This is a genomic window from Leclercia sp. UBA2479, from assembly GCF_002341985.1.
Taxonomy (GTDB): domain Bacteria; phylum Pseudomonadota; class Gammaproteobacteria; order Enterobacterales; family Enterobacteriaceae; genus Enterobacter; species Enterobacter pneumoniae.
Window position 1 is genome coordinate 1192238 of record NZ_DDPB01000009.1, and the last position, 25604, is coordinate 1217841.

A 25604-nucleotide genomic window follows, 5' to 3' on the forward strand; every position below is an offset into this window, starting at 1 on the left:
GGCCCAAATTACTGCTTAGGAGAAGATCATGGGTTTGTTCGATAAACTGAAATCTCTGGTTTCTGATGATAAAAAAGACTCCGGAACTATTGAGATTGTTGCTCCGCTCTCCGGCGAGATCGTCAACATCGAAGACGTGCCGGATGTAGTGTTCGCAGAGAAAATCGTTGGTGATGGCATTGCTATCAAACCGACCGGTAACAAAATGGTTGCACCGGTTGACGGTACTATCGGTAAGATTTTTGAAACCAACCACGCGTTTTCTATCGAATCTGATAGCGGTATTGAACTGTTCGTACACTTCGGTATCGACACCGTCGAACTGAAAGGCGAAGGCTTCAAGCGCATCGCTGAAGAAGGTCAGCGTGTGAAAGTAGGCGACCCGGTCATTGAATTCGATCTGCCATTGCTGGAAGAGAAAGCCAAGTCTACCCTGACGCCGGTTGTGATCTCCAACATGGACGAAATCAAAGAACTGATCAAACTGTCTGGCAGCGTCACCGTGGGCGAAACCCCGGTTATCCGCATCAAGAAGTAATTTGCCACACAGAAAAATGGCGCCTTCGGGCGCCATTTTTGTTTCTACGCTGGGAGAATAAGCTCGTCGTAGCCCTTTTGCAGGGTATAGTCCATCACTTCAGTCACCCTATTACCGGCCAGTGCTATCGCCTCTGCTACCGGCTTGCCTCGTACGATACCGCTTACCAACTCTGAGCAGAACAGATCGCCCGTCCCTTTCAGATCGGCCTGCACGCGCGGATGCGCGCTCACGCTAACGCCCCCGGCCGTCACCAGCACCACGTGAATGTGGTCGGGATCCGCCGCAACGGGTGCGCTGGTGATGGCGACCCACTTCAGCGTCTCGCTGAGCAGACTTTTCGCTGCCGCAATCGCGCTCTCCGGCGTACGACAGGACTGGCCGCTCAGCACTTCCAGTTCGAAAACGTTGGGCGTAATTCCCTGCGCTAACGGCAGCAGATACTGGCGGTAGGCTTCAGGGATCTCGGACTTAACGTACATCCCGCTATCCACATCGCCGATCACCGGATCGACCAGCACCAGCAGTTCGGGATGGCTGGCTTTAATCGCGCTCAGCCATTTGGCCAACAGCGCAATCTGGCTGGCGCTCCCCATATAGCCCGTGGTCACTGCCTTCAGTTCACGCAGGACGTCACGCTCTTCCAGCGCCTGCAGATAGCCGACAAACCACTCGTCAGGAATGACGCCGCCGTAGAAGGTGTCATAGTGTGGCGTATTACTGAAAAGCACCGTAGGAACAGCGGTGACGGTAAGCTGATGGCGGCGAATGTTTGGCACCGCAACGCTATTACCCACGCTGCCATAAACGACCTGAGACTGTACCGCCACGATATCGCTCTGCTGCGCCCGGGTTTTATCCCGAAATAAAATCATCTCCATGAGGCTTAAATCCCCGCACCCTGCGAATAACTCTCTTCACCAAAGACGCCCGTAGAAAGATAACGATCGCCACGATCGCAGATAATCGCCACTACGACCGCGCCCGGATGTTGCGCGGCGACACGCAACGCACCGGCTACTGCGCCACCCGAACTGACGCCACAGAAGATACCTTCGCGCATGGCCAGCTCACGCATTGTATTTTCCGCCTCGCGCTGATGAATATCCAGTACCTGATCCACCAGCTGTGCATTATAAATGCCCGGCATATATGCCTGCGGCCAGCGACGAATGCCCGGGATACTGCTCCCCTCTTCCGGCTGTAAGCCAACTATCGTCACCGCGCTGGGCTGCTCGCGCAGAAAGCGCGACACGCCGGTAATGGTTCCGGTGGTGCCCATACTGGAGACAAAATGGGTGATCCGCCCCCCGGTCTGCTGCCAGATTTCCGGCCCAGTGGTGGTGTAATGCGCATACGGGTTATCCGGATTATTGAATTGATCCAGCAGCTTACCCTCGCCCCGACTGGCCATCTCAAGGGCCAGGTCGCGTGCCCCTTCCATCCCCTGTTCCTTCGTGACCAGAATGAGCTCGGCGCCGTAGGCCCGCATGGCAGCCCGTCGCTCCTGGCTCATGTTGTCGGGCATCAGCAGTTTCATGCGATAGCCTTTCAGGGCGGCGATCATCGCCAACGCAATGCCGGTGTTGCCGCTGGTCGCTTCAATCAGCACGTCGCCGGGCTTAATCTCGCCCCGCAACTCGGCCTGCACAATCATCGACAGCGCAGCTCTGTCTTTCACCGAACCCGCAGGATTGTTGCCTTCCAGTTTGACCCAGACTTCGCTGCCATTGGCTGGCCCCATGCGCTGAAGCCTGACCAGAGGAGTGTTGCCGATGGTTTGCTCTAATGTGTTCACGATTTTTGCTCAATAAAAAGCCCGGCTAGCGCAGCGCCACCGGGCGATAAACATACTGATTAACCTATCAGGCAGATTCGGCCAGAGCAAGATCCCCACGCGTTTCGATACGCGCTTTCCCGTGATAGATACGGGCATGCTGTAGCCCGACAAACAAGCGCTCACCGCGATGTGGCGGGGTTTCATCGCGCATGACTACCGTCAGGGGATCGGTGTACCAGCCCAGCGGTTGTACCACCAGTTGGGTATAGTGTCCTTTCGGGCTGGCCTCCAGTACCTGCACCGGCAGCGGGGAGTCGAGGCTGGTACGGCGACTGACATCCACTTCCCACGGACGCAGGAACAGATCCACCGGCCCCTGGTGCGCGGGGGTATAACCCAGCGGCCAGCGGTGCGCGCCGACGTGAAACTGCCCGCCGCGCACGATGCCATGCAGGCGGTTGACTTCGCCCATAAACTCCAGCACGAAACGGGTCGCCGGTTCACGCCAGAGCTGCTCTGGTTCGTCTACCTGTTCAATGTTCCCCTGGCTCATCACCACCACCCGGTCGGCCACTTCCATCGCCTCTTCCTGATCGTGGGTAACGAACACGCTGGTGAACTGCAGCTCTTCATGCAGTTGACGCAGCCAGCGACGCAGCTCTTTACGCACCTGTGCGTCCAGTGCGCCAAAGGGTTCATCCAGCAGCAGGATTTGCGGTTCAACGGCCAGCGCACGCGCCAGGGCGACACGCTGCTTCTGCCCGCCGGAAAGCTGAGCGGGAAAACGATCCGCCAGATGGGCGAGCTGCACCATCTCCAGCAGTTTGGTTACTTTCGCTTTGATGGCTGCCGCATTGGGACGTTCGCGGCGCGGCAGCACGGTCAGGCCGAAGGCGATGTTATCGAACACCGTCATATGGCGGAACAGCGCATAGTGCTGGAACACAAAACCCACTTTACGGTCGCGGGCATGCAGGCGGCTCACGTCGGTACCGTGGAAGCGGATATGTCCGCTGGTCTGGTGCTCCAGCCCGGCGATGATGCGCAGCAGCGTGGTTTTACCAGAGCCGGACGGCCCCAGCAGCGCGACCATTTGTCCGGAAGGGATATCCAGCGAGATATCGTTCAGCACCTGGGTGCGACCAAATGACTTCTTAATATTGGCAATCTCAATGCTCATGATTTCCCTCCTGATGCTGGCGTTTTTCCTGATTTTCCAAACGCCACTGCACCACACTCTTTAAAAACAGGGTCAAAATCGCCATCAGCGTCAGCAGGGCTGCGGCGGTAAAGGAGCCGACGGTGTTATAGTCCTGCTCCAGCAATTCAATCTGTAACGGCAGTGACAGGGTTTCACCGCGAATCGAGCCGGAGACCACCGACACAGCGCCAAACTCGCCAATGGCGCGGGCGTTGGTCAGTACCACGCCATAGAGCAATGCCCAGCGAATATTCGGCAAGGTGACTCGGCGGAACATTTGCCAGCCGGATGCGCCCAGCAACACCGCGGCTTCATCTTCATGGCTGCCCTGGCTTAACATCACCGGCACCAGCTCACGGACAACAAACGGACAGGTCACAAATATGGTCACCAGCACCATTCCCGGCCAGGAGAACATAATCTGCAGGTTGTGCTCATCCAGCCATTCGCCCAGCGGGCCGTTGGAGCCGTAAAAGAGCAGGTACACCAGGCCCGCCACCACCGGCGAAACGGCAAACGGGATATCCAGTAGGGTCAGCAGCAGCTGGCGGCCCGGGAAGTTAAAGCGCGTGACCAGCCATGCCAGCAGGATGCCAAACACCAGATTTACCGGAACCGTGATCAACGCGATCATCACCGTCAGCCAGATGGCGTGCAGCATGTCCGGGTCGGCGAGGTTTTGCAGCGCGGGCATAATCCCCTTGCTGAAGGCCTGCACAAAGATATAGACCATTGGCACCACGAGGATAAAGACAGACACCACCGCCCCGGTACCAATCAAAAACCATTTACCCCAGTTGATGCGGGGTGCGTCGTAGCGCTTCAATTGTGTAACTTCCGCCATCAGTGACCTACCACACGTCGCCCAAAGCGACTTTGCAGAGTGTTAATTGAGAACAGCAGCAGCAGCGATGCCGCGAGGATCACCGAGGCGATGGCGCTCGCCGCCGGGTAATCGAACTCCTGTAAGCGAACAAAAATCATCAGCGAGGTGACTTCGGTCTTCCAGGCGATGTTGCCGGCAATAAAGATTACCGCGCCAAACTCTCCCAGGCTTCGGGTAAAGGAGAGCGCTACGCCCGCCAGCAGCGCAGGAGAGAGCTCCGGCAGTACGACTTTGCGAAAACTCTGCCAGCGCGTCGCGCCCAGCGTTTCCGCCGCTTCTTCATATTCCGGCCCTAACTCTTCCAGCACCGGCTGTACGGTACGTACCACAAAAGGAATGCTGGTAAACGCCATGGCCACCGCGATGCCGAGCCAGGTATACGTCACTTTGATATCAAACTTTGCCAGCCACTCGCCGTAAAAACCGTTCACCGAGAACAGCGAGGCCAGCGTCAGGCCGGCCACCGCCGTGGGCAGCGCAAAGGGTAAATCCATCAGCGCATCCAGCAGCGTACGACCCGGAAAACGATAGCGGGTTAAGATCCACGCCATCAGCAGACCGAACACGCCGTTAAAAATGGAGGCGACAAACGCAGAGAGCAGCGTCACTTTGTAAGCCGCCACCACCTGCGGGTTAGTGATAACTTCCCAGTACTGGGCCCAGCTCATTTCGGAGAGCTGCATGGCCAGCGCGCTAAGCGGTAATAATAAAATCAGACAGACGAACAGCAGGCTGGTCCCAAGGCTTAAAGTAAAGCCCGGCAGCACGCGTCTGGAGGAGACTGCAAACATTACTTACGCCCCGCCGCCAGCAATTTGTCTAACTCGCCGCCGCTGGTGAAGTGCGTTTTCATCACCTCAGGCCAGGAGCCAAACTTCTCTTCCACACGGAACAGCTGCGTCTGCGGGAATTTGTCTTTCAGTTTGTCCATGACTTCCGGGTTATTCACACGGTAGTAGTAATCGGTAATGATGGATTGCGCCTGTGGGCTGTAGAGCCAGTTCAGATACGCTTTCGCCGCTTTCTCAGTGCCGTTGGCCTCGACGTTTTTATCTACCCACGCCACCGGGAACTCCGCCAGAATATTGGTCTTCGGAATCACGACCTCAAAGCCCTGAGCTTCATACTGCTTACGGATGTTGTTCACTTCCGATTCAAAGCTGATCAACACATCGCCCAGGCCACGTTCGGCAAAGGTTGTGGTCGCGCCACGTCCGCCGGTATCGAACACTTCAACGTTTTTCAGGAACTGGGTCATGAACTGCTCGGTTTTGGCTTTATCGCCACCGTCAGCGTTATCTGCCGCCCCCCAGGCTGCCAGATAGGTGTAGCGCGCGTTACCGGAGGTTTTAGGATTCGGGAAGATCAGTTTCACGTCAGAACGCACCAGATCGTTCCAGTCGTGAATATTTTTCGGGTTGCCCTTACGCACCAGGAAGCCCATGGTGGAGTAGAACGGTGAGCTGTTATTGGGCAGGCGGCTTTGCCAGGCGGCCGGGATCAGCTTGCCCTTGTCATGCAGGATCTGCACGTCCGTCACCTGGTTGTAGGTCACCACATCCGCCTTCAGACCCTGCAGGATCGCCAGCGCTTGCTTGGAAGAGCCCGCATGGGATTGCTTAATGGTCAGCTTGTCTCCGTTGTTCTCTTTCGCCCACTGCTGTTCAAACGGCGGGTTAAGGGCGGCAAACAGCTCGCGGGAGACGTCATAGGAGCTGTTAAGCAGCTCAGTTGCCTGCGCCTGCGCCACCAGCAGCACGGAAGCAGCCAGCGTCAGATATCCTTTTTTCAGTAACGTAACGGCCATTGAGCACCCTTATAAATGTGATGACTATCTTATGGTCATAATATTTATAACGAGTACGAAAGGAGTAACGGTTTTATATACCGTTTGGTGATTTACAAGCAGAAAAGAGAATAAGGGTGCGGCCTGAAGCCCGCACCCCAGCCCTCTCCCGCGGGAGAGGGAGGAAGGCTTTTATAACACCAGCAGACGCTCGACGGACGGGGCGAAATAGTAACCACCGGTCACCGGTTTGGTGAAGCGCAGCATCGCGTCGCGTTTACCGTCGGTATCACCAAACATACTCAGCAGCTGCTGCTCAATGTTATAGAGACGCGCGCAGTAGGCACAGAAGTAAAGGCCATGCGTGCCGCTCGCCGTGCCATAGGGCAGGCTCTGGCGCACAATCTTCAGCCCTTTGCCGTCTTCTTTCAGATCGACGCGGGTCAGGTGAGAGGTCACCGGGCGATCGTCGCCGTCGATCTCTTCATTGGCCTGTTTGGTACGGCCAATCATCATCTCCTGGTCATGCACGCTCATGCGGTTAAGCTGCTTCAGGTTATGCTCCCAGCGCTGAACGAATACATAACTGCCGCCCGCGTCCACGCCCTCTTTAATGACCGCCACGTCGCGGCGCGTCTCTTCCCCGGCTGGGTTTTCGGTACCGTCGACAAAGCCGCTCAGATCGCGCTCTTCAACCCAGCGGAAACCATGGACCTCGTCCTGCACCTCAATGCTATCGCCAAAGGCTTCCAGCGCCGCCTGGGCAACAGAAAAATTCACGTCATGGCGCAGGGAAAGAATATGAATTAACACATCATACTGCGTAGCCGGTGCCAGACCTTTCCCGTAAGGGATAAAGTCTTTCAGCTCTTCTGCCCCATCACCGCCGCTCAGCTGACGCCAGACGTTGTTCCCGAAAGCAACGACCGCGCCCAGATGTGCCTCGGGAAATGCGGCCTGGAAAGTGGCCAGTTTATCGATAAAAATTTTGCTGGCCGCACGCAGGGCATCGACATCCCCTTTAATATTGGCTTCCATCCAAATCGCCGCGCGGCAATGTTCTGGCAAAATGCCACTCTGAACCTGAGACATCGCTCCTCCTGAAAAAAAAGATGCCACGTCAGCGTGGCATTGTTGGCGGCGATTATACCCGCTTTTTCAGCAAGGCAGATTGTCCAGACGCAATTTACTGCTGCCAGATAATTTTGCTGACTTTCCAGTTCTTCAGGGTATCGTCAGAAGGCATTAACCCTTCCGGGCCGCTCCAGCTGCCGCTAAACAGATAACGGATGTGCTGGCTCTCTTTCGCTTTACACTCAACCCCAACGCCTTCCTCTACCACGGCGCTGGTACAGTTTCCGAATGCTTTCTGATACAGGTCACTGAACGGCGTGCCGATTTTGACTCCACTGTCGGTTTCAATCTCGCTATCCAGGACTTCAACGCGTTTTACCGCACTATTATCACCGCTGATAACCAGCGCCAGCTTGTCATCTTTCAGCGCTTCGTAATAACGCACGATATTGCCATTTTCGGTTTTCATCCCGCTACGCAGGCGATAATCGCTGCTTAGCGCTGAGGCGATCGCCTCCTGCTCCATCGGCGTGGCGGAGGTGATATTGCCTACCCCCTCCTCGGTAACCTCGGTGGAGGCGCCAAACCAGTTCCAGGGATAAGCCGCAGACCAGTTAACCGACGAGAGAGTGGAACAGCCCGTCAACACAACGGGGAGCGCGCAGATCAATAAACGCAGCGATTTCATGAGAGGGTCCTTTCTGGTTAATTCAACGCTTGTTGGAGTGCATCATCGGCAAAAAGTGCCGTTTAATCTTTCTCAGGTATGAAACAGGCGCGCAGTCGGGGATTGGTGACCAGCCATAACAGCGCCACGATGTCCGCAATCACCAGCGTAATCCCAATGCCGCTTAACGGTTCGCCCTGCAGCCAGAGCCAGGGCTGCCAGGCCAACAGGATGAGCTGCGCCGCAATCAGCAGACTACGAAGCGCGGACCACAGGCGGGGCCAGAGATGGCGTCGTCCGCTCAGCAAAAACGCCAGCACCGCAGGCACGCCCGGTAATAGCCCAAGCCAGAAGTTATCGTGATCGGGATAAAAGAGATTTAGCAGGGTGTTGCCCTGATCGCGTGAGGCCCCTGCCAGCACAAAGAGCACCCAGGTGCGTGCCTGAAGTAGCAATACGCACCAGAACAAGAGCGGCAAGCGCATGCGTCCCTGGCTGTCGTAGTCGCCGGGGTGAAACTCAATACTCTTCATCTTCTATCAGGCGCTTGCCAAGGGTCAGCACATCGGCGTGTTCATAAGCCAGCCGTTCGTACATCCCCAGCACCACATCGTTGTCTTCGCGAACCATGATCTGAATTTTGGGACAGCCGCGGGCAATCAATTTCTTCTCGAGACGGTTGAGCAACGCATTGGCAATACCGCGTCCACGGAACTCCGGATGCACACCAAGATAGTAGGCCGAGCCGCGATGGCCATCGTAACCGCCCATCACCGAGCCAACCACTTCACCGTTCACTTCCGCCACCAGGAACAGACTGACGTCATGATTGAGCTTACGTTCAATATCCATTTCAGGATCATTCCAGGGGCGTAGAAGATCGCAACGCTCCCACAGGGTGATGACCTCTTCGAAATCTGCCTGGCGAAAAACGCGTATCTCCATGGTATTAGCCGCCTTTTTAGGTTCAAAAACAGTGATTATCGCCCGAACGCCGCGTTTAGCCAATATTCGGGGAAAATCTCACCAAAATTTGGCATAATGTCACTCTGTCACGTATTGAAATGAAAAGTAAAACAATTATTAGCAAGGACTGTCGTAACGCGAAAGACGATACGATATAACACCAGGACCCCCATTTTTTACAATTCAGGCCGCATGAGCACATTCAAACCATTAAAAACACTCACATCGCGTCGTCAGGTTCTCAAAGCGGGGCTGGCAGCCTTAACTTTATCCGGCATTGCAAAAGCCCAGGCCAAAGAAGAGAGCACGCTTAAAACCAGTAATGGACACAGTAAACCTAAAGCTAAAAAACCGGGCGCTAAGCGCGTGGTCATGCTCGATCCGGGCCACGGCGGCATCGACACCGGTGCCATTGGCCATAACGGCTCTAAAGAGAAACATGTCGTGCTGGCGATTGCAAAAAAAGTGCGGACAATTTTACGCAGCAACGGCATTGACGCACGGCTGACCCGCACCGGTGATACCTTTATTCCCCTGTACGATCGGGTGGAAATTGCCCACAAGCACGGCGCGGATCTGTTTATGTCTATCCACGCGGACGGCTTTACTAATCCGAGCGCGGCCGGTGCCTCGGTGTTCGCCCTTTCGAACCGCGGCGCCAGTAGCGCCATGGCGAAATATCTTTCGGATCGCGAAAACCGCGCCGATGAAGTGGCCGGGAAAAAAGCCACCGATAAAGATCATCTTCTCCAGCAGGTGCTGTTTGACCTGGTGCAAACCGACACCATCAAAAACAGCCTGACCCTCGGGTCGCATATTCTGAAGAAGATTCGCCCCGTGCACCGTCTGCACAGTAAAGGGACCGAGCAGGCTGCCTTTGTGGTGCTGAAATCGCCCTCCATCCCCTCTGTGCTGGTGGAAACCTCCTTTATTACTAACCCGGAAGAGGAGCGGTTACTCGGCACTACCGCTTTCCGCCAGAAGATCGCTAACGCTATCGCCTCCGGGATAATCAGTTACTTTAACTGGTTCGATAATCAAAAAGCCCACGTGAAGAGACGCTGATGAAACCAAATGCGCAACGGGTTAAAACCTTCTTGCTACAGTTGCAGGACCAGATTTGCCAGAAATTGACCGCCGTTGACGGCGGAGCGTTTCAGGAAGATGAGTGGCAGCGCGAAGGCGGCGGCGGCGGACGCAGTCGGGTGCTGCGTAACGGCGGTATCTTTGAGCAAGCCGGCGTGAATTTCTCGCACGTCCATGGCGATACAATGCCTGCCTCAGCCACCGCTCACCGTCCGGAGCTGGCAGGCCGCAGTTTCGAAGCGATGGGGGTTTCGCTGGTGGTCCATCCCCACAGCCCTTTTGTACCGACCAGCCATGCTAACGTGCGCTTTTTTATTGCCGAAAAACCCGGCGCCGAGCCGGTATGGTGGTTTGGCGGTGGCTTCGATTTAACGCCTTTTTACGGCTTTGAAGAGGATGCCGTCCACTGGCACCGTACGGCCCGCGATCTTTGCCAGCCCTTCGGTGACGAGGTGTATCCCAAATACAAAAAGTGGTGTGACGACTATTTCTATCTGAAGCACCGAGACGAGCAGCGGGGTATCGGCGGGCTCTTTTTTGACGATCTCAACACGCCGGATTTTGATACCGCTTTCGCCTTTATGCAGGCGGTGGGTAACGGCTATACCGACGCGTATCTTCCCATTGTGGAACGGCGTAAGGATACCGATTACGGCGTTCGGGAGCGTGAGTTCCAGCTTTATCGCCGGGGGCGTTACGTAGAGTTTAATCTGGTGTGGGATCGCGGCACGCTGTTTGGTTTGCAGACCGGCGGGCGTACGGAGTCGATTCTGATGTCGATGCCGCCGCTGGTGCGCTGGGAGTACAATTTCGAGCCAAAAGAGGGCAGCCCGGAGGCTGCCCTGAAGGATTTTATTCGGGTTCGGGACTGGGTGTAGCCCTTATCCCCTCACCCCGGTCCTCTCCCTGAGGGAGAGGGAGAAAACGGGGGGTTCCCGTCTGTCCCCTCTCCCCGTGGGAAAGGGAGAAAACGGGGTTCCCGTCAGTTCCCTCTCCCCGTGGGAGAGAGAAAAAACGGGCGTTCCCGTCTGTCCCCTCTCCCCGTGGGAGAGGGTTAGGGTGAGGGGGAGAAATAAAAACTACAGCGGCTGCGTCTGCGCCTCTACTACCGCCAGCGCCACCATGTTCACAATACGACGCACAGAGGCGATCGGCGTCAGCACATGTACCGGCTTCGCCACCCCCATCAGCACGGGACCAACCGTCACCCCTTCAGAGCTGGAGACACGCAGCAGGTTGTAGCTGATACGCGCCGCTTCGACGTTCGGCATAATCAGCACGTTCGCCGAGCCTTTCAGCGGGCTATCCGGCATACGCTCATTGCGGATACTCTCCACCAGCGCGGCATCACCGTGCATTTCACCATCAATCATCAGCTCAGGCGCACGCGCGCGCACCCGTTCCAGCGTCTCGCGCATCTTGCTCGCCGCCGGAGATTTTGATGATCCGAAGTTTGAGTGCGACAACAAGGCTACCTTTGGTTCGATCCCGAAACGACGCACGGTTTCTGCCGCCATCACGGTGATTTCAGCCAGCTGCTCCGGCGTAGGATCGTCATTTACATAGGTATCAGCGATAAAGGTGTTACCGCTTGGCAACAGCAGCGCATTCATCGCCCCCGCCGTATGGACACCCTCACGATAGCCGAAGATCTCCTGCACCACGGTAAAGTGCTCGTGGTAATCCCCTACCGTGCCGCAGATCAGGGCGTCGGCTTCACCGCGGTGGACCATGATCGCGCCGATCACCGTGGTATTGCTGATGACCGCTTTCTGCGCCTGCTCCTGTGTGATCCCGCGACGTTTCATGATCGCGTAATATTCGTTCCAGTACTCTTTAAAGCGCGGATCGGATTCGTTGTTCACGATCTCAAAATCCACGCCCGGTTTAATCTGCAGCCCCAGCTTCTGGATACGCATCTCAATCACGCTCGGGCGGCCAATCAGAATCGGCTTCGCCAGACCTAAGGTGATCAACTCCTGCGTGGCATGCAGCACGCGCGCCTCCTCACCCTCTGCCAGCACCACGCGCTTCGCGTCTGCGCGTGCCTGGGAGAAGATAGGCTTCATAAACAGATTCGTTTTGTAGACGAACTCGGTCAGTTTATCGACGTAGGCATCAAAGTCCTGAATCGGACGCATGGCTACACCGGAGTCCATCGCTGCCTTCGCCACTGCCGGAGCGATCTTCACAATCAGGCGCGGGTCGAACGGTTTCGGAATAATGTAATCCGGACCAAAGCTGAGATCCTGATCGCCGTAGGCCGAAGCTACCACTTCGCTCTGTTCGGCGTGAGCCAGTTCGGCGATGGCGTGAACGGCGGCCAGCTTCATCTCTTCGTTGATTGCCGTCGCACCCACGTCCAGTGCGCCGCGGAAGATGAACGGGAAGCAGAGCACGTTGTTCACCTGGTTTGGGTAATCAGAACGGCCGGTACAGATAATGGCGTCTTCACGCACCGCTTTCGCCAGCGGCGGCAGAATTTCCGGCTCCGGGTTGGCCAGCGCCAGAATCATCGGCGCACGAGCCATCTTCTTCACCATCTCCTGGGTCAGCACTTTCGGGCCGGAGCAGCCGAGGAAGATATCCGCGCCGTCAATCACATCATCCAGCGTGCGCTTGCCGTCATCCACGACCGCATAGGCGGCTTTGGTTTCAGCCATATTGGGTTCGCGATCTTTGTAGATAACCCCTTTTGAGTCGCAGACCACAATATTGTGCTTCTGCATACCCAGCGCCACCAGCAGGTTCATACAGGCGATGGCTGCCGCACCGGCACCGGATACCACCATACGCACGTCAGAGATGTTTTTCTCTACCACCCGCAGGCCGTTCAGAATGGCGGCTGTACTGATAATAGCGGTGCCATGCTGGTCGTCATGGAACACCGGAATATTCATCCGTTCGCGCAGTTTTTGTTCAATATAGAAACACTCTGGCGCTTTGATATCTTCGAGGTTAATACCGCCGAAGGTTGGCTCCAGCGCGGCCACCACGTTGATAAACTTATCGGGATCGAGCTCATCGACTTCGATATCAAACACGTCGATACCGGCGAACTTCTTGAACAGAACACCCTTCCCTTCCATCACCGGCTTACCCGCCAGCGCACCGATATTGCCCAGGCCCAGCACCGCGGTACCGTTAGAAATCACCGCCACCAGGTTGCCGCGCGCGGTGTATTTGTAGGCAGCGAGCGGATCTTTCTCAATTTCCAGGCAAGGGGCGGCAACGCCCGGCGAGTAGGCTAGCGCCAGGTCACGTTGCGTGGCGAGAGGTTTGGTGGGGGAAACCTGGATTTTACCGGGAACCGGGAATTCATGAAAATCGAGGGCACTCTGTTTCAACTGATCGTCCATCTTATCCTTCCTTTAACGTATCGTTCAAAATGGGTGCTGTTTTTCTGTCCTGAGGCACACCCTGGCGTGCCGCATAGTATCGCCGCTGGCTGCGGTTCAAACTTTGAAGGCTGCCAAACTCTGACCAACAAACAACAAAATTTGTTATCAATTTATAACAAGCCTGTTACCCACCCGCCAAAGCAAGACCCTTCTCGTCTGCTATGCTTTTTTGTTAAGCACGTCGCGAATTTTCCAGAAGTGTGATCCAACGCACTCGACTAACTCTTTTGATTTCAAGGAGTCATACTTTATGAACCAACTAGACGGCATCAAACAATTTACCACCGTCGTTGCCGACAGCGGTGATATTGAATCTATCCGTAGCTACCAGCCGGAAGATGCGACCACCAACCCTTCGCTGCTGTTAAAGGCGGCGGGACTGACCCATTTCAGCCATCTCATTGACGACGCCATCGCCTATGGTAAGCAGCGCGGTAAAACGCAAGAGCAACAGGTGGCAGAGGCCAGCGACAAACTGGCGGTAAATATTGGTGCGGAAATTCTGAAAAGTATTCCCGGCCGTGTTTCAACCGAGGTTGACGCCCGCCTCTCCTTCGATAAAGAGAAGAGCATTAACAAGGCCCGTCGTCTGGTTGAGCTTTATCAGGACCAGGGCATCGATAAGTCGCGCATTTTGATCAAGCTGGCCTCGACCTGGGAGGGGATCCGGGCGGCGGAACAGCTGGAGAAAGAGGGAATCAACTGTAACCTGACGCTACTGTTCTCATTTGCTCAGGCCCGTGCCTGCGCCGAGGCTGGCGTCTATCTTGTCTCCCCGTTTGTTGGCCGCATCTATGACTGGTATCAGGCAAAAGAGCCGATGGACCCCTACGTGGTCGAGCAAGACCCCGGCGTGAAATCCGTACGTAATATCTACGATTATTACAAGCAGCACCGCTACGAAACCATCGTGATGGGTGCCAGCTTCCGCCGCACTGAACAGATCCTCGCCCTGGCCGGCTGCGACCGCCTGACCATCTCCCCGGATCTGCTGAAAAAGCTGCAGGACAAAGACGAGACCGTCATGCGTAAGCTGATCCCTACCTCAACCGTGCTGCCGAAGCCGAAAGCGATGACCGAAGCCGAATTCCGCTGGGAGCATAACCAGGATGCAATGGCCGTCGAAAAACTGGCAGACGGCATTCGTCAGTTTGCCGTTGACCAGCGCAAGCTTGAAGATCTGCTCGCCGCCAAACTTTAAATCAGCCATGGAGTGAACTATGTCCCGTAAAGAGTTAGCCAACGCCATACGCGCCCTAAGCATGGATGCCGTGCAAAAAGCCAATTCCGGCCATCCGGGGGCACCGATGGGCATGGCCGATATCGCCGAAGTGCTGTGGAACGACTTTCTGAAGCACAATCCTAACGACCCGGCATGGTACGACCGCGATCGCTTTATTTTGTCTAACGGCCACGCCTCCATGCTGCTCTATAGCCTGCTGCACCTCTCTGGCTACGACCTGCCGCTGGAAGAGTTGAAAAACTTCCGTCAGCTGCACTCCAAAACGCCAGGCCACCCGGAGCTGGGCTACACGCCGGGCGTTGAAACCACCACCGGGCCGCTGGGCCAGGGGCTGGCCAATGCCGTGGGGTTGGCCATCGCTGAACGCACCCTGGCGGCGCAATTTAATCAGCCGGGCCATGACATTGTCGATCACTTTACCTACGTCTTTATGGGCGACGGCTGTCTGATGGAGGGGATCTCGCACGAAGTCTGCTCCCTGGCCGGTACCCTGGGGCTTGGTAAACTGATCGGTTTTTACGATCACAACGGCATCTCCATTGATGGCGAAACCGAAGGCTGGTTCACCGACGATACGGCCAAACGCTTCGAGGCGTACCACTGGCACGTGGTTCACGAAATTGACGGCCACGATCCTGAGGCGGTGAAAAAAGCGATTCAGGAAGCGCAGAGCGTGAAGGACAAACCGTCCCTGATTATCTGCCGGACCACCATCGGCTTCGGTTCGCCGAACAAAGCGGGCAAGGAAGAGTCGCACGGCGCGGCGCTGGGTGAAGAAGAGGTGGCGCTGACCCGCCAGAAACTGGGCTGGAAATATCCCGCCTTTGAGATCCCGAAAGAGATCTATAGCGCCTGGGATGCCCGCGACAAGGGGAGTAAAATCCAGGCCTCGTGGAATGAGAAATTTGCCGCGTATCAAAACGCGCATCCAGAGCTCGCCGCCGAGTTTACCCGCCGGATGAGCGGCGGTATGCCAGAAGCCTGGGAAGAGAAGACTCAGGCACTGATTGAGGAGCTGCAAGCTAATCCGGCGAAAATCGCTACTCGTAAGGCGTCGCAAAACACCCTTAACGCACTGGGGCCGATTCTGCCCGAGCTGCTTGGCGGTTCCGCAGACCTGGCGCCCAGCAACCTCACCATCTGGTCGGGGTCGACATCGATTAAAGAGGACCAGGCCGGTAACTACATCCACTACGGTGTACGTGAGTTCGGCATGACCGCCATCGCCAACGGTATAGCCCATCACGGCGGCTTTGTGCCTTATACCGCGACCTTCCTGATGTTTGTGGAGTACGCGCGTAATGCCGCGCGCATGGCGGCGCTGATGAAAGCGCGACAGATCATGGTGTATACCCACGACTCCATCGGTCTGGGGGAAGATGGGCCGACCCACCAGGCGGTGGAACAGCTGGCGAGCCTGCGCCTGACGCCAAATTTTAGCACCTGGCGTCCTTGCGATCAGGTCGAGGCCGCGGTGGGCTGGAAGCTGGCCATAGAGCGCCATAACGGCCCGACGGCGCTGATCCTGTCGCGTCAGAATCTGGCGCAGATTGAACGTACGCCGGAGCAGGTCAAAAACATCGCCCGCGGTGGCTACATCCTGAAAGACAGTGGCGGCAAGCCGGACGTGATCCTGATTGCCACCGGCTCGGAAGTGGAGATCACCGTGATGGCGGCAGAAAAACTTACCGCTGAAGGTCATGCGGTACGTGTAGTTTCTCTGCCTTCGACGGACATTTTTGATGCCCAGGATGAGGAATACCGTGAGTCGGTGCTGCCTTCAGATGTGAGCGCCCGCGTGGCGGTTGAGGCCGGAATTGCCGACTACTGGTATAAATATGTCGGCCTGAAGGGGGCGATTGTCGGCATGCGGGGATACGGCGAATCGGCCCCGGCCGATAAGCTCTTCCCGTACTTCGGCTTTACGGTCGAAAACGTGGTGGAAAAAGCGCAGAACCTGCTTTAACGGGTGATCCACAAGGTGGGCCAGGCATCTGGCCCATGCCAGTTATCGCAGCTCGGCTCTTCAGCATACCGCACCAGACGAAAGCGCTGGCCATTAAAACGCCAGCGCGTCTGGATGCCACAATCGGCAATGCCCCGCCCTAACGCCAGAGTGGTTAGCTCGCGGTTTTTTTCATCGAATCCTGCATTCATCAGCTCCATATCACTGCTCTCGCTTGCGGCAACAAACGGCAGACGCAGGCGAACAGCCCGTGCGGCAAAGGGTTTTTTACGCGAAACCAGCCACGCCAGATCCACGGTATTGTAGGCCCCCGCTTCACAGCTAATCATCATCAACGCTTTATCATCGGTCAGGGCCGTTACCCGTACCTCCCGGCGCGCCGGATCGAGCGAGCACTGGCTGTTATTCATTCGCCAGGTACCGTAATCAATTAAATCGCTGCGCTCCTGGCGCGTCAGGGGCGTAGGCGTTGGATTAATTACCGCTACCTCTTTTAGCGCCGGTGCGGGTGGCACGCTGAGCGGCGGATCGTCGCCCTTTTTAATCCAGGCGGTTTCACTGCCCACACGCTTTTGCTGGCTGTCGATAAACAACAGCGTGGCCTTCAGGCCATCGAGGGAGATCTCTTGCTTGCCCCGGTTCAGGGCGATCATATGCTTTTCCTGAATGGTGGCCAGGAACGCATTAATAGTGGCGGTATCGTCAGTTGATAAACGCCAGGGGGAGAGTTGCCAGTGCCGGGTATCGAGCGCTAACGGTTCGCCATCGAGAAGTAAACGGGGGGCGATCGCCGGTTCGCCGGCAGAAGGGGTCGCCAGCCCGCCGAGTTCAATGCGCAGGACCGCATCGGTTTTGGCACCGGCGCTACGGCTCAGGGTCATCACCAGCCCTTTATGCTCGTTAATATTGCGCGCAATGCAAAAATTCTGATTATTGCAGGTCACCTGCCAGTCAGAAAAAGCTCGCTGCGCGGGGGCCGCCTGCACATAAAGTGCCGGCAGCATAGTCAGCATAAAGATAAATAAATAGCTGTGACGCATGTATGGCACGATCCCGGAAGCATGGCTCAAAAAACTGGCCGTATCTTCCTGCGCAAACCGGGATGGCTCAATCGGATTTATCGGATAGATTTATTTAAAATACATCTTATTAACATTAATAAGATCAAGTTATTAAGCCGGACGTCTGAAGATATTGCAGTAATATCACCGTCTTGCCATCCCGGATTTCGCCGGTTTTAACCTTCTCCAGCGCCTCCGTGAAAGGCATCTCCAGTACCTCGATCTCTTCATCTTCAATGCCGCCGCCCGCATTGGCGCGGTGAGCGTCGCTGTATTCCGCAACAAAAAAGTGAATGAGTTCGGTGACACCACCCGGGGACATATACAGCTCAAAGACTTTACGCACTTCGCTGACGGCGAAGCCGGTCTCTTCAATTGCCTCTTTACGGACGCAGACGTCGGGTGCATCGTCATCCAGCAGACCGGCACAGGTTTCAATCAGCATACCGTCGGGATTGCCATTAACCCAGGTCGCTACCCGGAACTGACGGATCAGCACCACGGTTTTTTTATCCCGGTTATAGAGCATCACCGTTGCGCCATTACCACGATCGTAGACTTCACGCTTATGGCGCACGACTTCGCCGTTTTCACGCGTTAGATCGTAAGTCATATTGCGAAGCAGAAAGTAATTGTCGGAGAGGATTTTATCTTTGATGAGGTCAATTTTCAGGGTCATGCGGACTCCACAGCGCAAAATATCCTCGTCATACTACGCCGTGAAGTCCGCTTTGTCGTGGCCGGGTTAATGGATAAGATTCTGATTTACGCCCAGCCAGTCGGCGATGCCCTGCGCCGCATGCCGCCCTTCGGCCATGGCGGTCACCACCAGGTCAGCACCGCGAACCGCATCACCACCAGCGAAAATTTGCGGGTTACTGGTCTGATAACGGTAACGGCTATCCACGCCGGCGACAATCCGTCCCCACTCATCCACGGCCACCCCCTGCGCCTGCAGCCACGCCGCGGCATGCGGAGTAAAGCCAAAGGCCATGATTACCGCATCGGCAGGGATCACGAATTCACTGCCGGCAATCGGCACCGGACGCCGCCGCCCCTCGCCATCCGGCTCGCCGAGCTGAGTGCGCAGTAGACGAACTCCGTTGACCCGTCCGCTGTCATCCAGCGCCAGCGCCACCGGCTGGACGTTGAATTCAAAGGCGGCCCCCTCCTCTTTGGCATTTTTCACCTCTTTACGGGAACCGGGCATGTTGGCTTCGTCGCGACGGTAGGCGCAGGTGACGTTTGCCGCCCCCTGACGCAGAGCGGTACGCACACAGTCCATCGCCGTATCGCCGCCCCCCAGTACCACCACGTTGAGCCCGGCGGTATCGATAAAGGGATCGGCCACCGAGGCGGGCATCCCCATAAGCTGACGGGTATTGCCCACCAGATACGGCAGCGCATCGTAAACACCCGGCGCCTCTTCGTTAGGGATGCCGGCTTTCATCGACCGCCAGGTGCCGACTCCTATAAAGAGCGCATCATAATCCCGCTGAAGTTCAGCCATCGACACATCCTTACCCACCTCGCAATTGAGTACAAAACGGATCCCCATCGCGGTAAAGATGTCGCGACGGCGGGCCAGCAGCGACTTATCCAGTTTGAACGCCGGAATGCCAAAGGTCAGCAAACCACCAATCTCCGGGTGACGATCGTAGACGGTCACGCTAAGGCCACGGCGCACCAGCGCGTCTGCGCAGGCTAACCCCGCAGGCCCGGCACCGATAATGGCCACACGTTTATCGACCGGCACCACCTGGCTGAGATCGGGCCGCCAGCCTTTCGCCAGCGCCTGGTCAGAAATATAACGTTCAAGGTTGCCGATGGTGACCGCGCCGGACGCCTCGCGCACCGTGCAGGCCCCTTCGCAAAGTTTGTCCTGCGGACAGACTCGCCCGGTGATCTCCGGCAGGCAGTTGGTCTGGTGTGATAACTCGACCGCCGCCTCGATATCACCGGTTTTTACCCGCTCAATCCACTGCGGGATGTGGTTGTGCAGCGGACAGGTCCATTCACAAATCGTGTGCTCGCCGCAGGTAAGACAGCGCGATGCCTCCCGCTGCGCCTGGTCTGTTCGAAATGGCAGATAAATTTCTGCAAAGTTGCCCACGCGCGCCTCAGGGCTGAGCTTATCCGGCTCGCCACGCGGGCTAAGCGCCTGCAGCTGCGCCCGCTTTCCGCCGGCTTTCACCGCCGCCGGGGCAATCCCTTTCCATGGCTGCGCCTCATGACTCGCCGTACGCAGTCTGCGCGCGCGGGAGAGTTGATTCAGTGCGTCAGGGGTGGCAAGCGTCAGGACATCGGCCGGGCAGTTTTCCACGCAGGCTGGCCCCTGCGGTCGTCCGGCACAGAGATCGCACTTCTGCGCGGTGGCTTCACCCTGGGCGGTAACCACGATGTCCATCGTGCCAAAGGGGCAAGCCACGACGCAGGCTTTGCAGCCAATACAGCGCTGTTGATTCACCTGCACGCTGTCGTTTTCGCGGGCGATGGCCCCGTTCGGACAGCTCTGGATGCAGGGGGCATTTTCGCAGTGATGGCAGGTGACGGTGTTGAAGCGGCTCCCCTCTTTCACCACGGTGATTCGTGGCGTGAATTCCCGCTGACTCAGCGCATGTTGTTCATTATGATGTGCCATCACGCAGGCGACTTCGCAGGCGTGACATCCGATACATTGCTGGCTGTTGGCCATAATAAAATGATTCATAGCGACACCTGCCCTGGTTATTAACCTTATTTTTTAAAGGGGTTAAGTATTTACGCACCGGGGCGGGTTCAGGCAATGTTCATATGCCCAGAAACGCGAACTTTCTGCCCTGAACCTGAGTGAGATCAAATATATTTTGCGTAAAGGGAATAGCGTTTCCTTCGGCTGGCGCAGTCGCGCCGGACCTTTGTTCAGACATCATTCAGGAAGCCATGTGTGATAGTAAAACGACCCGTCTCGCGAAGCCTTGCCCGGGCATTCATCTCCATTATTGTGTTATCGGTCCTGTCCAGCGCCGTGGCGTTATTGACCCTTGCCAGCAGCCAACGCGATGCAGAAGCCATTAACATTGCCGGCTCCCTGCGTATGCAGAGCTATCGTCTTGGCTACGAGCTGCAGCGTGGTGGGAGCGATCTGCATGAGCACTTGCTTACCTGGCAAAACACGCTGAATGCGCCAGCGTTAACATCGCTGGATAAGTGGTATGTGCCGGCGGAGGTAAAGCAACGCTATCATCAGTTGCAGGCGGCATGGCAGGTGATGAATGAGCAGTTATTGCAGGGCAACGAGGCGTGGTACCAGGCGCATATCGAAGAGTATATCGGGCGAATGGATGCCTTCGTGCTTTCACTGCAACATTATGCCGAACACAAGATGCAACTGGTGGTGATCATTTCGCTGGCGGGCGGCGGCGGGATCCTGCTGTTGGTCTTTATGACGCTGCGTCGCATTCGCCGCCAGGTCGTCGCCCCGCTCAACCATCTGGTAAGCTCCAGCCTGCAGATTGAACAAGGCCGCTTTGATACCCCCGCTCCGGACAGCGATCTGCCCAACGAGCTGGGCCTGCTGTCGCGTACCTTTAACCATATGGCCGAGGAGTTGCACACTCTGTACCGCTCCCTGGAAAGCTCCGTAGAAGAGAAAACCCATCATTTGCACGAGGCCCACCAGCAACTGGAGATGCTTTTCACCTGTTCACAGGCTCTGAATGCCAGCCAGACAGACAGCCACTGCTTTCGCCACATTTTGCAAATTGTGAAGGCGCATACCGGCATGCGCTATCTGGCGCTAAGCACCAGCGACGGCTGGCAGATGAGCGAGGGCTACAAAAGCGATCGTTTACCCATGCAGCAATTGCCGGTGGTGATGCAGGAGACGCGATTTGGTGAACTCTGTTGGCAGAACGAGCACGGCACGGTGTCAGGGCCGCTGATGAAAAGCGTGGCCACGATGCTGGGGCGCGGCATCTATGTGAACCAGTCGCAGAAGCACTTCCAGCAACTGCTGTTGATGGAGGAGCGTGCCACCATTGCCCGGGAGTTGCACGACTCGCTGGCCCAGGTACTCTCTTATTTACGCATTCAGCTAACGTTGTTAAAACACGCCGTACCGGAGGAGAACCAGCCGGCACAGACCATTATTAGCGACTTCTCGCGAGCGCTGAACGATGCCTGGCTTCAGTTACGCGAACTGCTGACCACCTTCCGCCTGACGCTTAATCATGCCAACCTCCCCGCGGCGCTCCAGGAGTCGCTGGATGGCTTACAAAGCCAGACCCGCGCGAAACTCTCTTTAGATTGTCGTCTCTCCTCCCTCGCCCTCGATGCGCAAAAGCAGGTGCACCTGCTGCAGATTGTGCGCGAAGCGGTGCTGAACGCCATTAAGCATGCGCAGGCCAGTGAGATTGCCGTCGCCTGCGTGACCACCGCCAGCGGCGAGCACATCGTTTCTATTCGCGATAACGGGATTGGGATTGGCGATGCCAGCGAACCCCCTGGCCATTACGGGCTCAATATCATGCGCGAACGCGCCCTGCGACTGGGCGGTAGCCTGCACTTCTCGCGTCCAACTGAGGGGGGAACGCAGGTGGAGGTGCGTTTTCCGCAGTGAGCCGTGCAAAGGGTAAATAAGCGTAAATAACCCTCGCATCTCATTAGAACGCCACGCGCGTGCGTAATACTCAGCCGCACAGGAGGCGCGATTGCGCTGTAAACGCGCATGATAATTTACACTATCTCCTTATTTTCTCCACGTTTGACATCCGCCTTGCCGCTAGAGTGATGCGGGCAATGTACAATAACAATTCGACGCTAAATGAGGTCCTGGTTCAATGGCGAATTTTTTCATCGATCGCCCCATTTTTGCCTGGGTACTGGCAATCTTATTATGCCTGACCGGCACCCTGGCCATTTTTTCACTTCCTGTTGAGCAATATCCCGACCTGGCACCGCCGAATGTGCGTATTACTGCCAACTATCCGGGGGCGTCGGCACAGACGCTGGAAAATACGGTCACCCAGGTTATCGAGCAGAATATGACCGGCCTCGATAACCTGATGTATATGTCTTCCCAGAGCAGCGCTACCGGTATGGCAACGGTCACGCTAAGCTTTTCCGCCGGCAGCGATCCCGACGAAGCGGTGCAACAGGTGCAAAACCAGCTGCAGTCAGCCCTGCGTAAACTGCCCCAGGCGGTGCAGAATCAGGGGGTGACGGTGCGTAAAACCGGGGATACCAATATCCTGACCATCGCCTTCGTCTCTACCGATAACTCAATGGATAAGCAGGACATCGCCGACTACGTCGCCAGTAATATTCAGGATCCGCTGAGCCGTATTAACGGCGTGGGGGATATCGACGCCTACGGCTCACCATACTCCATGCGCATCTGGCTTGACCCGGCGAAACTGAACAGCGTTCAGATGACGGCGAAAGATGTGACCGACGCTATCGAGTCGCAAAACGCCCAGATTGCCGTTGGCCAGTTGGGCGGAACGCCCGCCATCGACAAGCAGGCGCTGAACGCCACCATCAATTCGCAATCATTACTGCAGACACCGCAGCAGTTCCGGGACATCACGCTGCGCGTGAATCAGGACGGCTCCGAGGTGCGCCTCGGCGACGTGGCGACGATTGAGATGGGTGCCGAGAAATATGACTACCTCAGCCGGTTCAACGGCAATGCAGCCTCCGGGCTGGGGGTGAAACTGGCGTCGGGGGCCAATGAAATGGCCACCGCCAAACTGGTCATCGACCGCCTCGATGAACTGTCGCATTTCTTTCCCCACGGGCTCGAATACAAGGTCGCGTACGAAACCACCTCCTTCGTAAAAGCCTCTATCGAGGACGTGGTCAAAACGCTGCTGGAAGCCATCGCGCTGGTGTTCCTCGTGATGTATCTGTTCCTGCAAAACTTCCGCGCCACCCTCATTCCAACCATCGCCGTACCTGTGGTACTGATGGGGACCTTCTCCGTGCTTTATGCCTTTGGCTACAGCATTAACACCCTGACGATGTTTGCTATGGTGCTGGCGATAGGGCTACTGGTCGATGACGCCATTGTGGTGGTGGAGAACGTCGAACGCATCATGAGCGAGGAGGGGCTCTCCCCACGGGAGGCCACCCGAAAATCGATGGGGCAGATCCAGGGGGCGCTGGTGGGTATCGCCCTGGTACTGTCGGCCGTCTTTGTGCCAATGGCCTTCTTTGGCGGCACTACGGGGGCTATCTATCGCCAGTTCTCCATTACCATTGTCTCGGCGATGGTACTGTCCGTGCTGGTGGCGATGATCCTGACCCCTGCCCTCTGCGCTACCCTGCTTAAGCCGCTACACAAAGGCGAGCATCACGGGCAAAAAGGCTTGTTCGGGTGGTTCAACCGCATGTTCAATCGCAACGCGGCACGCTATGAAGCGGGCGTGGGGCGAGTTTTGCAGCACAGTCTGCGCTGGATTGTGGTGTACGTGCTGCTGCTGGGCGGAATGGTGTTCCTGTTCCTGCGCCTGCCCACCTCATTTTTACCTCTGGAAGACCGCGGCATGTTTATTACCTCGGTGCAGCTTCCCAGCGGTGCGACGCAGCAGCAAACGCTGAAAGTGGTGCAGCAGGTCGAACAGTATTTCTTCACCAAAGAGAAAGAGAACGTCGTGTCGGTGTTTGCCACCGTCGGCTCTGGCCCTGGCGGTAACGGCCAGAACGTGGCACGTATGTTTGTACGCCTGAAAGACTGGGAGCAACGTGATGCGAAAACTGGCACCTCGTTTGCCATTATCGAGCGTGCCACCAAAGCGTTCAGTCGGATTAAAGAAGCGCGCGTCTTTGCCAACAGCCCGCCGGCCATCAGCGGCCTGGGCAGCTCCGCCGGTTTTGATATGGAGTTGCAGGATCACGCCGGTGCGGGGCATGACGCCCTGATGGCGGCGCGCGATCGCCTGCTGGAGCTGGCCGGGGAAGAGCCCAATTTGACCCGCGTACGCCACAACGGCCTTGATGACAGCCCGCAGTTACAGATCGATATCGATCAGCGTAAAGCGCAGGCGCTGGGCATCTCTATTGATGATATCAACGACACGCTGCAGACCGCGTGGGGCTCCAGCTACGTGAATGATTTTATGGATCGTGGCCGCGTGAAGAAGGTCTACGTGCAGGCGGCCGCCAAATACCGCATGCTGCCGGAGGATATCAACCTCTGGTACGTACGCAATAAAGAGGGCAGCATGGTGCCCTTCTCCGCCTTCGCTACGTCACGCTGGCAAACCGGCTCGCCGCGCATGGAGCGCTACAACGGCTATGCGGCGGTGGAAATTGTCGGGGAAGCCGCGCCAGGCGTCAGTACCGGTACGGCAATGGATGTGATGGAAGGGCTGGTCAGTCAGCTTCCGGCAGGCTTCGGGCTGGAGTGGACGGCCATGTCGTATCAAGAACGCCTCTCCGGCGCGCAGGCGCCTGCGCTCTATGCGCTGTCGCTGCTGGTCGTCTTCCTCTGTCTGGCCGCGCTCTATGAGAGTTGGTCAGTTCCCTTCTCGGTCATGCTGGTGGTGCCGCTGGGGGTAATTGGCGCCCTGCTGGCCACCTGGATGCGCGGGCTGGAGAACGACGTCTACTTCCAGGTCGGGTTGCTGACGGTTATTGGGCTATCGGCGAAGAACGCCATATTGATCGTCGAATTTGCTAACGAGATGAATGAGAAGGGCCAGGATCTGGTAGCCGCTACGCTGGATGCGTGCCGTCAGCGATTGCGTCCAATTCTGATGACCTCACTGGCGTTTGTTTTCGGCGTACTGCCGATGGCGACCAGTTCCGGTGCCGGCTCAGCAAGTCAGCATGCGGTAGGGACGGGCGTAATGGGCGGGATGATCGCGGCCACGATACTTGCCATCTACTTTGTACCGCTCTTCTTTGTGCTGGTACGCCGTCGCTTCCCGCTAAAAGCGCGCCCGGAATAAGGCGTTAGAAATAAA

Annotated in this window: 21 protein-coding genes; 7 read left to right on the top strand and 14 right to left on the bottom strand. The window is 56.7% G+C overall.

The annotated features are described in order from the left end of the window. Nucleotides 1–28 precede the first annotated feature (28 nt). The gene (crr, locus tag B3B59_RS15330) at nt 29–538 is read left to right on the top strand and encodes a PTS glucose transporter subunit IIA (protein ID WP_003861316.1); all 510 of its coding nucleotides are present in this window, start codon (nt 29–31) and stop codon (nt 536–538) included. Nucleotides 539–582: 44 nt separating this feature from the next. On the opposite strand, the gene pdxK is transcribed toward crr, so the two are convergent. The 10 genes from pdxK to B3B59_RS15380 form a co-directional block, all read right to left on the bottom strand. Further along, nucleotides 583–1419: a pyridoxine/pyridoxal/pyridoxamine kinase gene (gene pdxK, locus B3B59_RS15335; RefSeq protein ID WP_286809466.1), complete on the bottom strand. Its 837-nt coding sequence runs from the start codon at nt 1417–1419 to the stop codon at nt 583–585. 5 nt (nt 1420–1424) lie between these two features. Beyond that, nucleotides 1425–2336 carry a cysteine synthase CysM gene (cysM, locus tag B3B59_RS15340; protein WP_040074584.1) on the bottom strand — a complete coding sequence of 304 codons (912 nt, stop codon included), beginning with the start codon at nt 2334–2336 and terminating at the stop codon, nt 1425–1427. A 67-nt stretch (nt 2337–2403) separates the two neighbouring features. Next, nucleotides 2404–3498, bottom strand: coding sequence for a sulfate/thiosulfate ABC transporter ATP-binding protein CysA (gene cysA, locus B3B59_RS15345; RefSeq protein WP_286809468.1), 1095 nt, complete (start codon nt 3496–3498; stop codon nt 2404–2406). Beyond that, complete coding sequence (cysW, locus tag B3B59_RS15350) at nt 3488–4363, bottom strand: sulfate/thiosulfate ABC transporter permease CysW (RefSeq protein WP_046884643.1); 876 nt, start codon at nt 4361–4363, stop codon at nt 3488–3490. The genes cysA and cysW overlap by 11 nt, the downstream gene beginning before the upstream one ends. Further along, nucleotides 4363–5196, bottom strand: a complete 834-nt coding sequence (gene cysT / locus B3B59_RS15355) for a sulfate/thiosulfate ABC transporter permease CysT (protein ID WP_040074581.1) — start codon at nt 5194–5196, stop codon at nt 4363–4365. The genes cysW and cysT overlap by 1 nt, the downstream gene beginning before the upstream one ends. Further along, entirely contained in the window at nt 5196–6212 is a 1017-nt protein-coding gene (gene cysP / locus B3B59_RS15360; RefSeq protein WP_286809469.1) for a thiosulfate/sulfate ABC transporter substrate-binding protein CysP, read from the bottom strand. The genes cysT and cysP overlap by 1 nt, the downstream gene beginning before the upstream one ends. A 171-nt stretch (nt 6213–6383) precedes the next feature. Further along, nucleotides 6384–7283, bottom strand: a complete 900-nt coding sequence (locus tag B3B59_RS15365) for a Dyp-type peroxidase (RefSeq protein WP_286809470.1) — start codon at nt 7281–7283, stop codon at nt 6384–6386. A gap of 94 nt (nt 7284–7377) precedes the next feature. Beyond that, complete coding sequence (locus B3B59_RS15370; protein ID WP_046884641.1) at nt 7378–7953, bottom strand: RpoE-regulated lipoprotein; 576 nt, start codon at nt 7951–7953, stop codon at nt 7378–7380. Nucleotides 7954–8015: 62 nt separating this feature from the next. Next, nucleotides 8016–8465 (bottom strand): DUF2919 domain-containing protein, encoded by a 450-nt coding sequence (locus tag B3B59_RS15375; protein ID WP_233801536.1) that lies wholly within the window; start codon nt 8463–8465, stop codon nt 8016–8018. Further along, a complete protein-coding gene (locus B3B59_RS15380; RefSeq protein WP_040074576.1) occupies nt 8452–8877 on the bottom strand; it encodes a GNAT family acetyltransferase in 426 nt (141 codons plus the stop codon). The genes B3B59_RS15375 and B3B59_RS15380 overlap by 14 nt, the downstream gene beginning before the upstream one ends. Before the next feature lie 213 nt (nt 8878–9090). Here B3B59_RS15380 and amiA point away from each other — a divergent pair, with 213 nt between their 5' ends. Both amiA and hemF read left to right on the top strand, forming a co-directional pair. Beyond that, on the top strand, nt 9091–9963 hold the full coding sequence (gene amiA, locus B3B59_RS15385) for an N-acetylmuramoyl-L-alanine amidase AmiA (RefSeq protein WP_046884640.1): 873 nt from the start codon (nt 9091–9093) through the stop codon (nt 9961–9963). Further along, on the top strand, nt 9963–10862 hold the full coding sequence (gene hemF / locus B3B59_RS15390; protein WP_286809471.1) for an oxygen-dependent coproporphyrinogen oxidase: 900 nt from the start codon (nt 9963–9965) through the stop codon (nt 10860–10862). The genes amiA and hemF overlap by 1 nt, the downstream gene beginning before the upstream one ends. Before the next feature lie 201 nt (nt 10863–11063). Here the strand turns inward: hemF and maeB are convergent, their stop codons facing one another. Then, nucleotides 11064–13343: an NADP-dependent oxaloacetate-decarboxylating malate dehydrogenase gene (gene maeB / locus B3B59_RS15395; RefSeq protein WP_046884638.1), complete on the bottom strand. Its 2280-nt coding sequence runs from the start codon at nt 13341–13343 to the stop codon at nt 11064–11066. Between the two features lie 292 nt (nt 13344–13635). On the opposite strand from maeB, the gene tal reads away from it, so the two are divergent. Together tal and tkt are read left to right on the top strand one after the other, a co-directional pair. Then, nucleotides 13636–14586, top strand: coding sequence for a transaldolase (tal, locus tag B3B59_RS15400; RefSeq protein WP_207292182.1), 951 nt, complete (start codon nt 13636–13638; stop codon nt 14584–14586). A 19-nt stretch (nt 14587–14605) separates the two neighbouring features. Continuing rightward, on the top strand, nt 14606–16594 hold the full coding sequence (gene tkt, locus B3B59_RS15405; protein WP_286809472.1) for a transketolase: 1989 nt from the start codon (nt 14606–14608) through the stop codon (nt 16592–16594). Here tkt and B3B59_RS15410 read toward each other — a convergent pair. The 3 genes from B3B59_RS15410 to aegA all read right to left on the bottom strand — a co-directional run bounded on the left by B3B59_RS15410 (nt 16591) and on the right by aegA (nt 20365). Then, the gene (locus tag B3B59_RS15410) at nt 16591–17634 is read right to left on the bottom strand and encodes a DUF1176 domain-containing protein (protein WP_286809473.1); all 1044 of its coding nucleotides are present in this window, start codon (nt 17632–17634) and stop codon (nt 16591–16593) included. The two genes, tkt and B3B59_RS15410, sit on opposite strands and share 4 nt — an antisense overlap. A 124-nt stretch (nt 17635–17758) precedes the next feature. Next, nucleotides 17759–18334, bottom strand: a complete 576-nt coding sequence (nudK, locus tag B3B59_RS15415; RefSeq protein WP_286809474.1) for a GDP-mannose pyrophosphatase NudK — start codon at nt 18332–18334, stop codon at nt 17759–17761. Between the two features lie 66 nt (nt 18335–18400). Beyond that, entirely contained in the window at nt 18401–20365 is a 1965-nt protein-coding gene (gene aegA / locus B3B59_RS15420) for a formate-dependent uric acid utilization protein AegA (protein ID WP_286809475.1), read from the bottom strand. Between the two features lie 216 nt (nt 20366–20581). Here aegA and narQ point away from each other — a divergent pair, with 216 nt between their 5' ends. Together narQ and acrD are read left to right on the top strand one after the other, a co-directional pair. Then, nucleotides 20582–22255 (top strand): nitrate/nitrite two-component system sensor histidine kinase NarQ, encoded by a 1674-nt coding sequence (gene narQ, locus B3B59_RS15425; protein ID WP_286809476.1) that lies wholly within the window; start codon nt 20582–20584, stop codon nt 22253–22255. Between the two features lie 220 nt (nt 22256–22475). Then, complete coding sequence (gene acrD, locus B3B59_RS15430) at nt 22476–25589, top strand: multidrug efflux RND transporter permease AcrD (RefSeq protein WP_286809477.1); 3114 nt, start codon at nt 22476–22478, stop codon at nt 25587–25589. Nucleotides 25590–25604 lie beyond the last annotated feature (15 nt).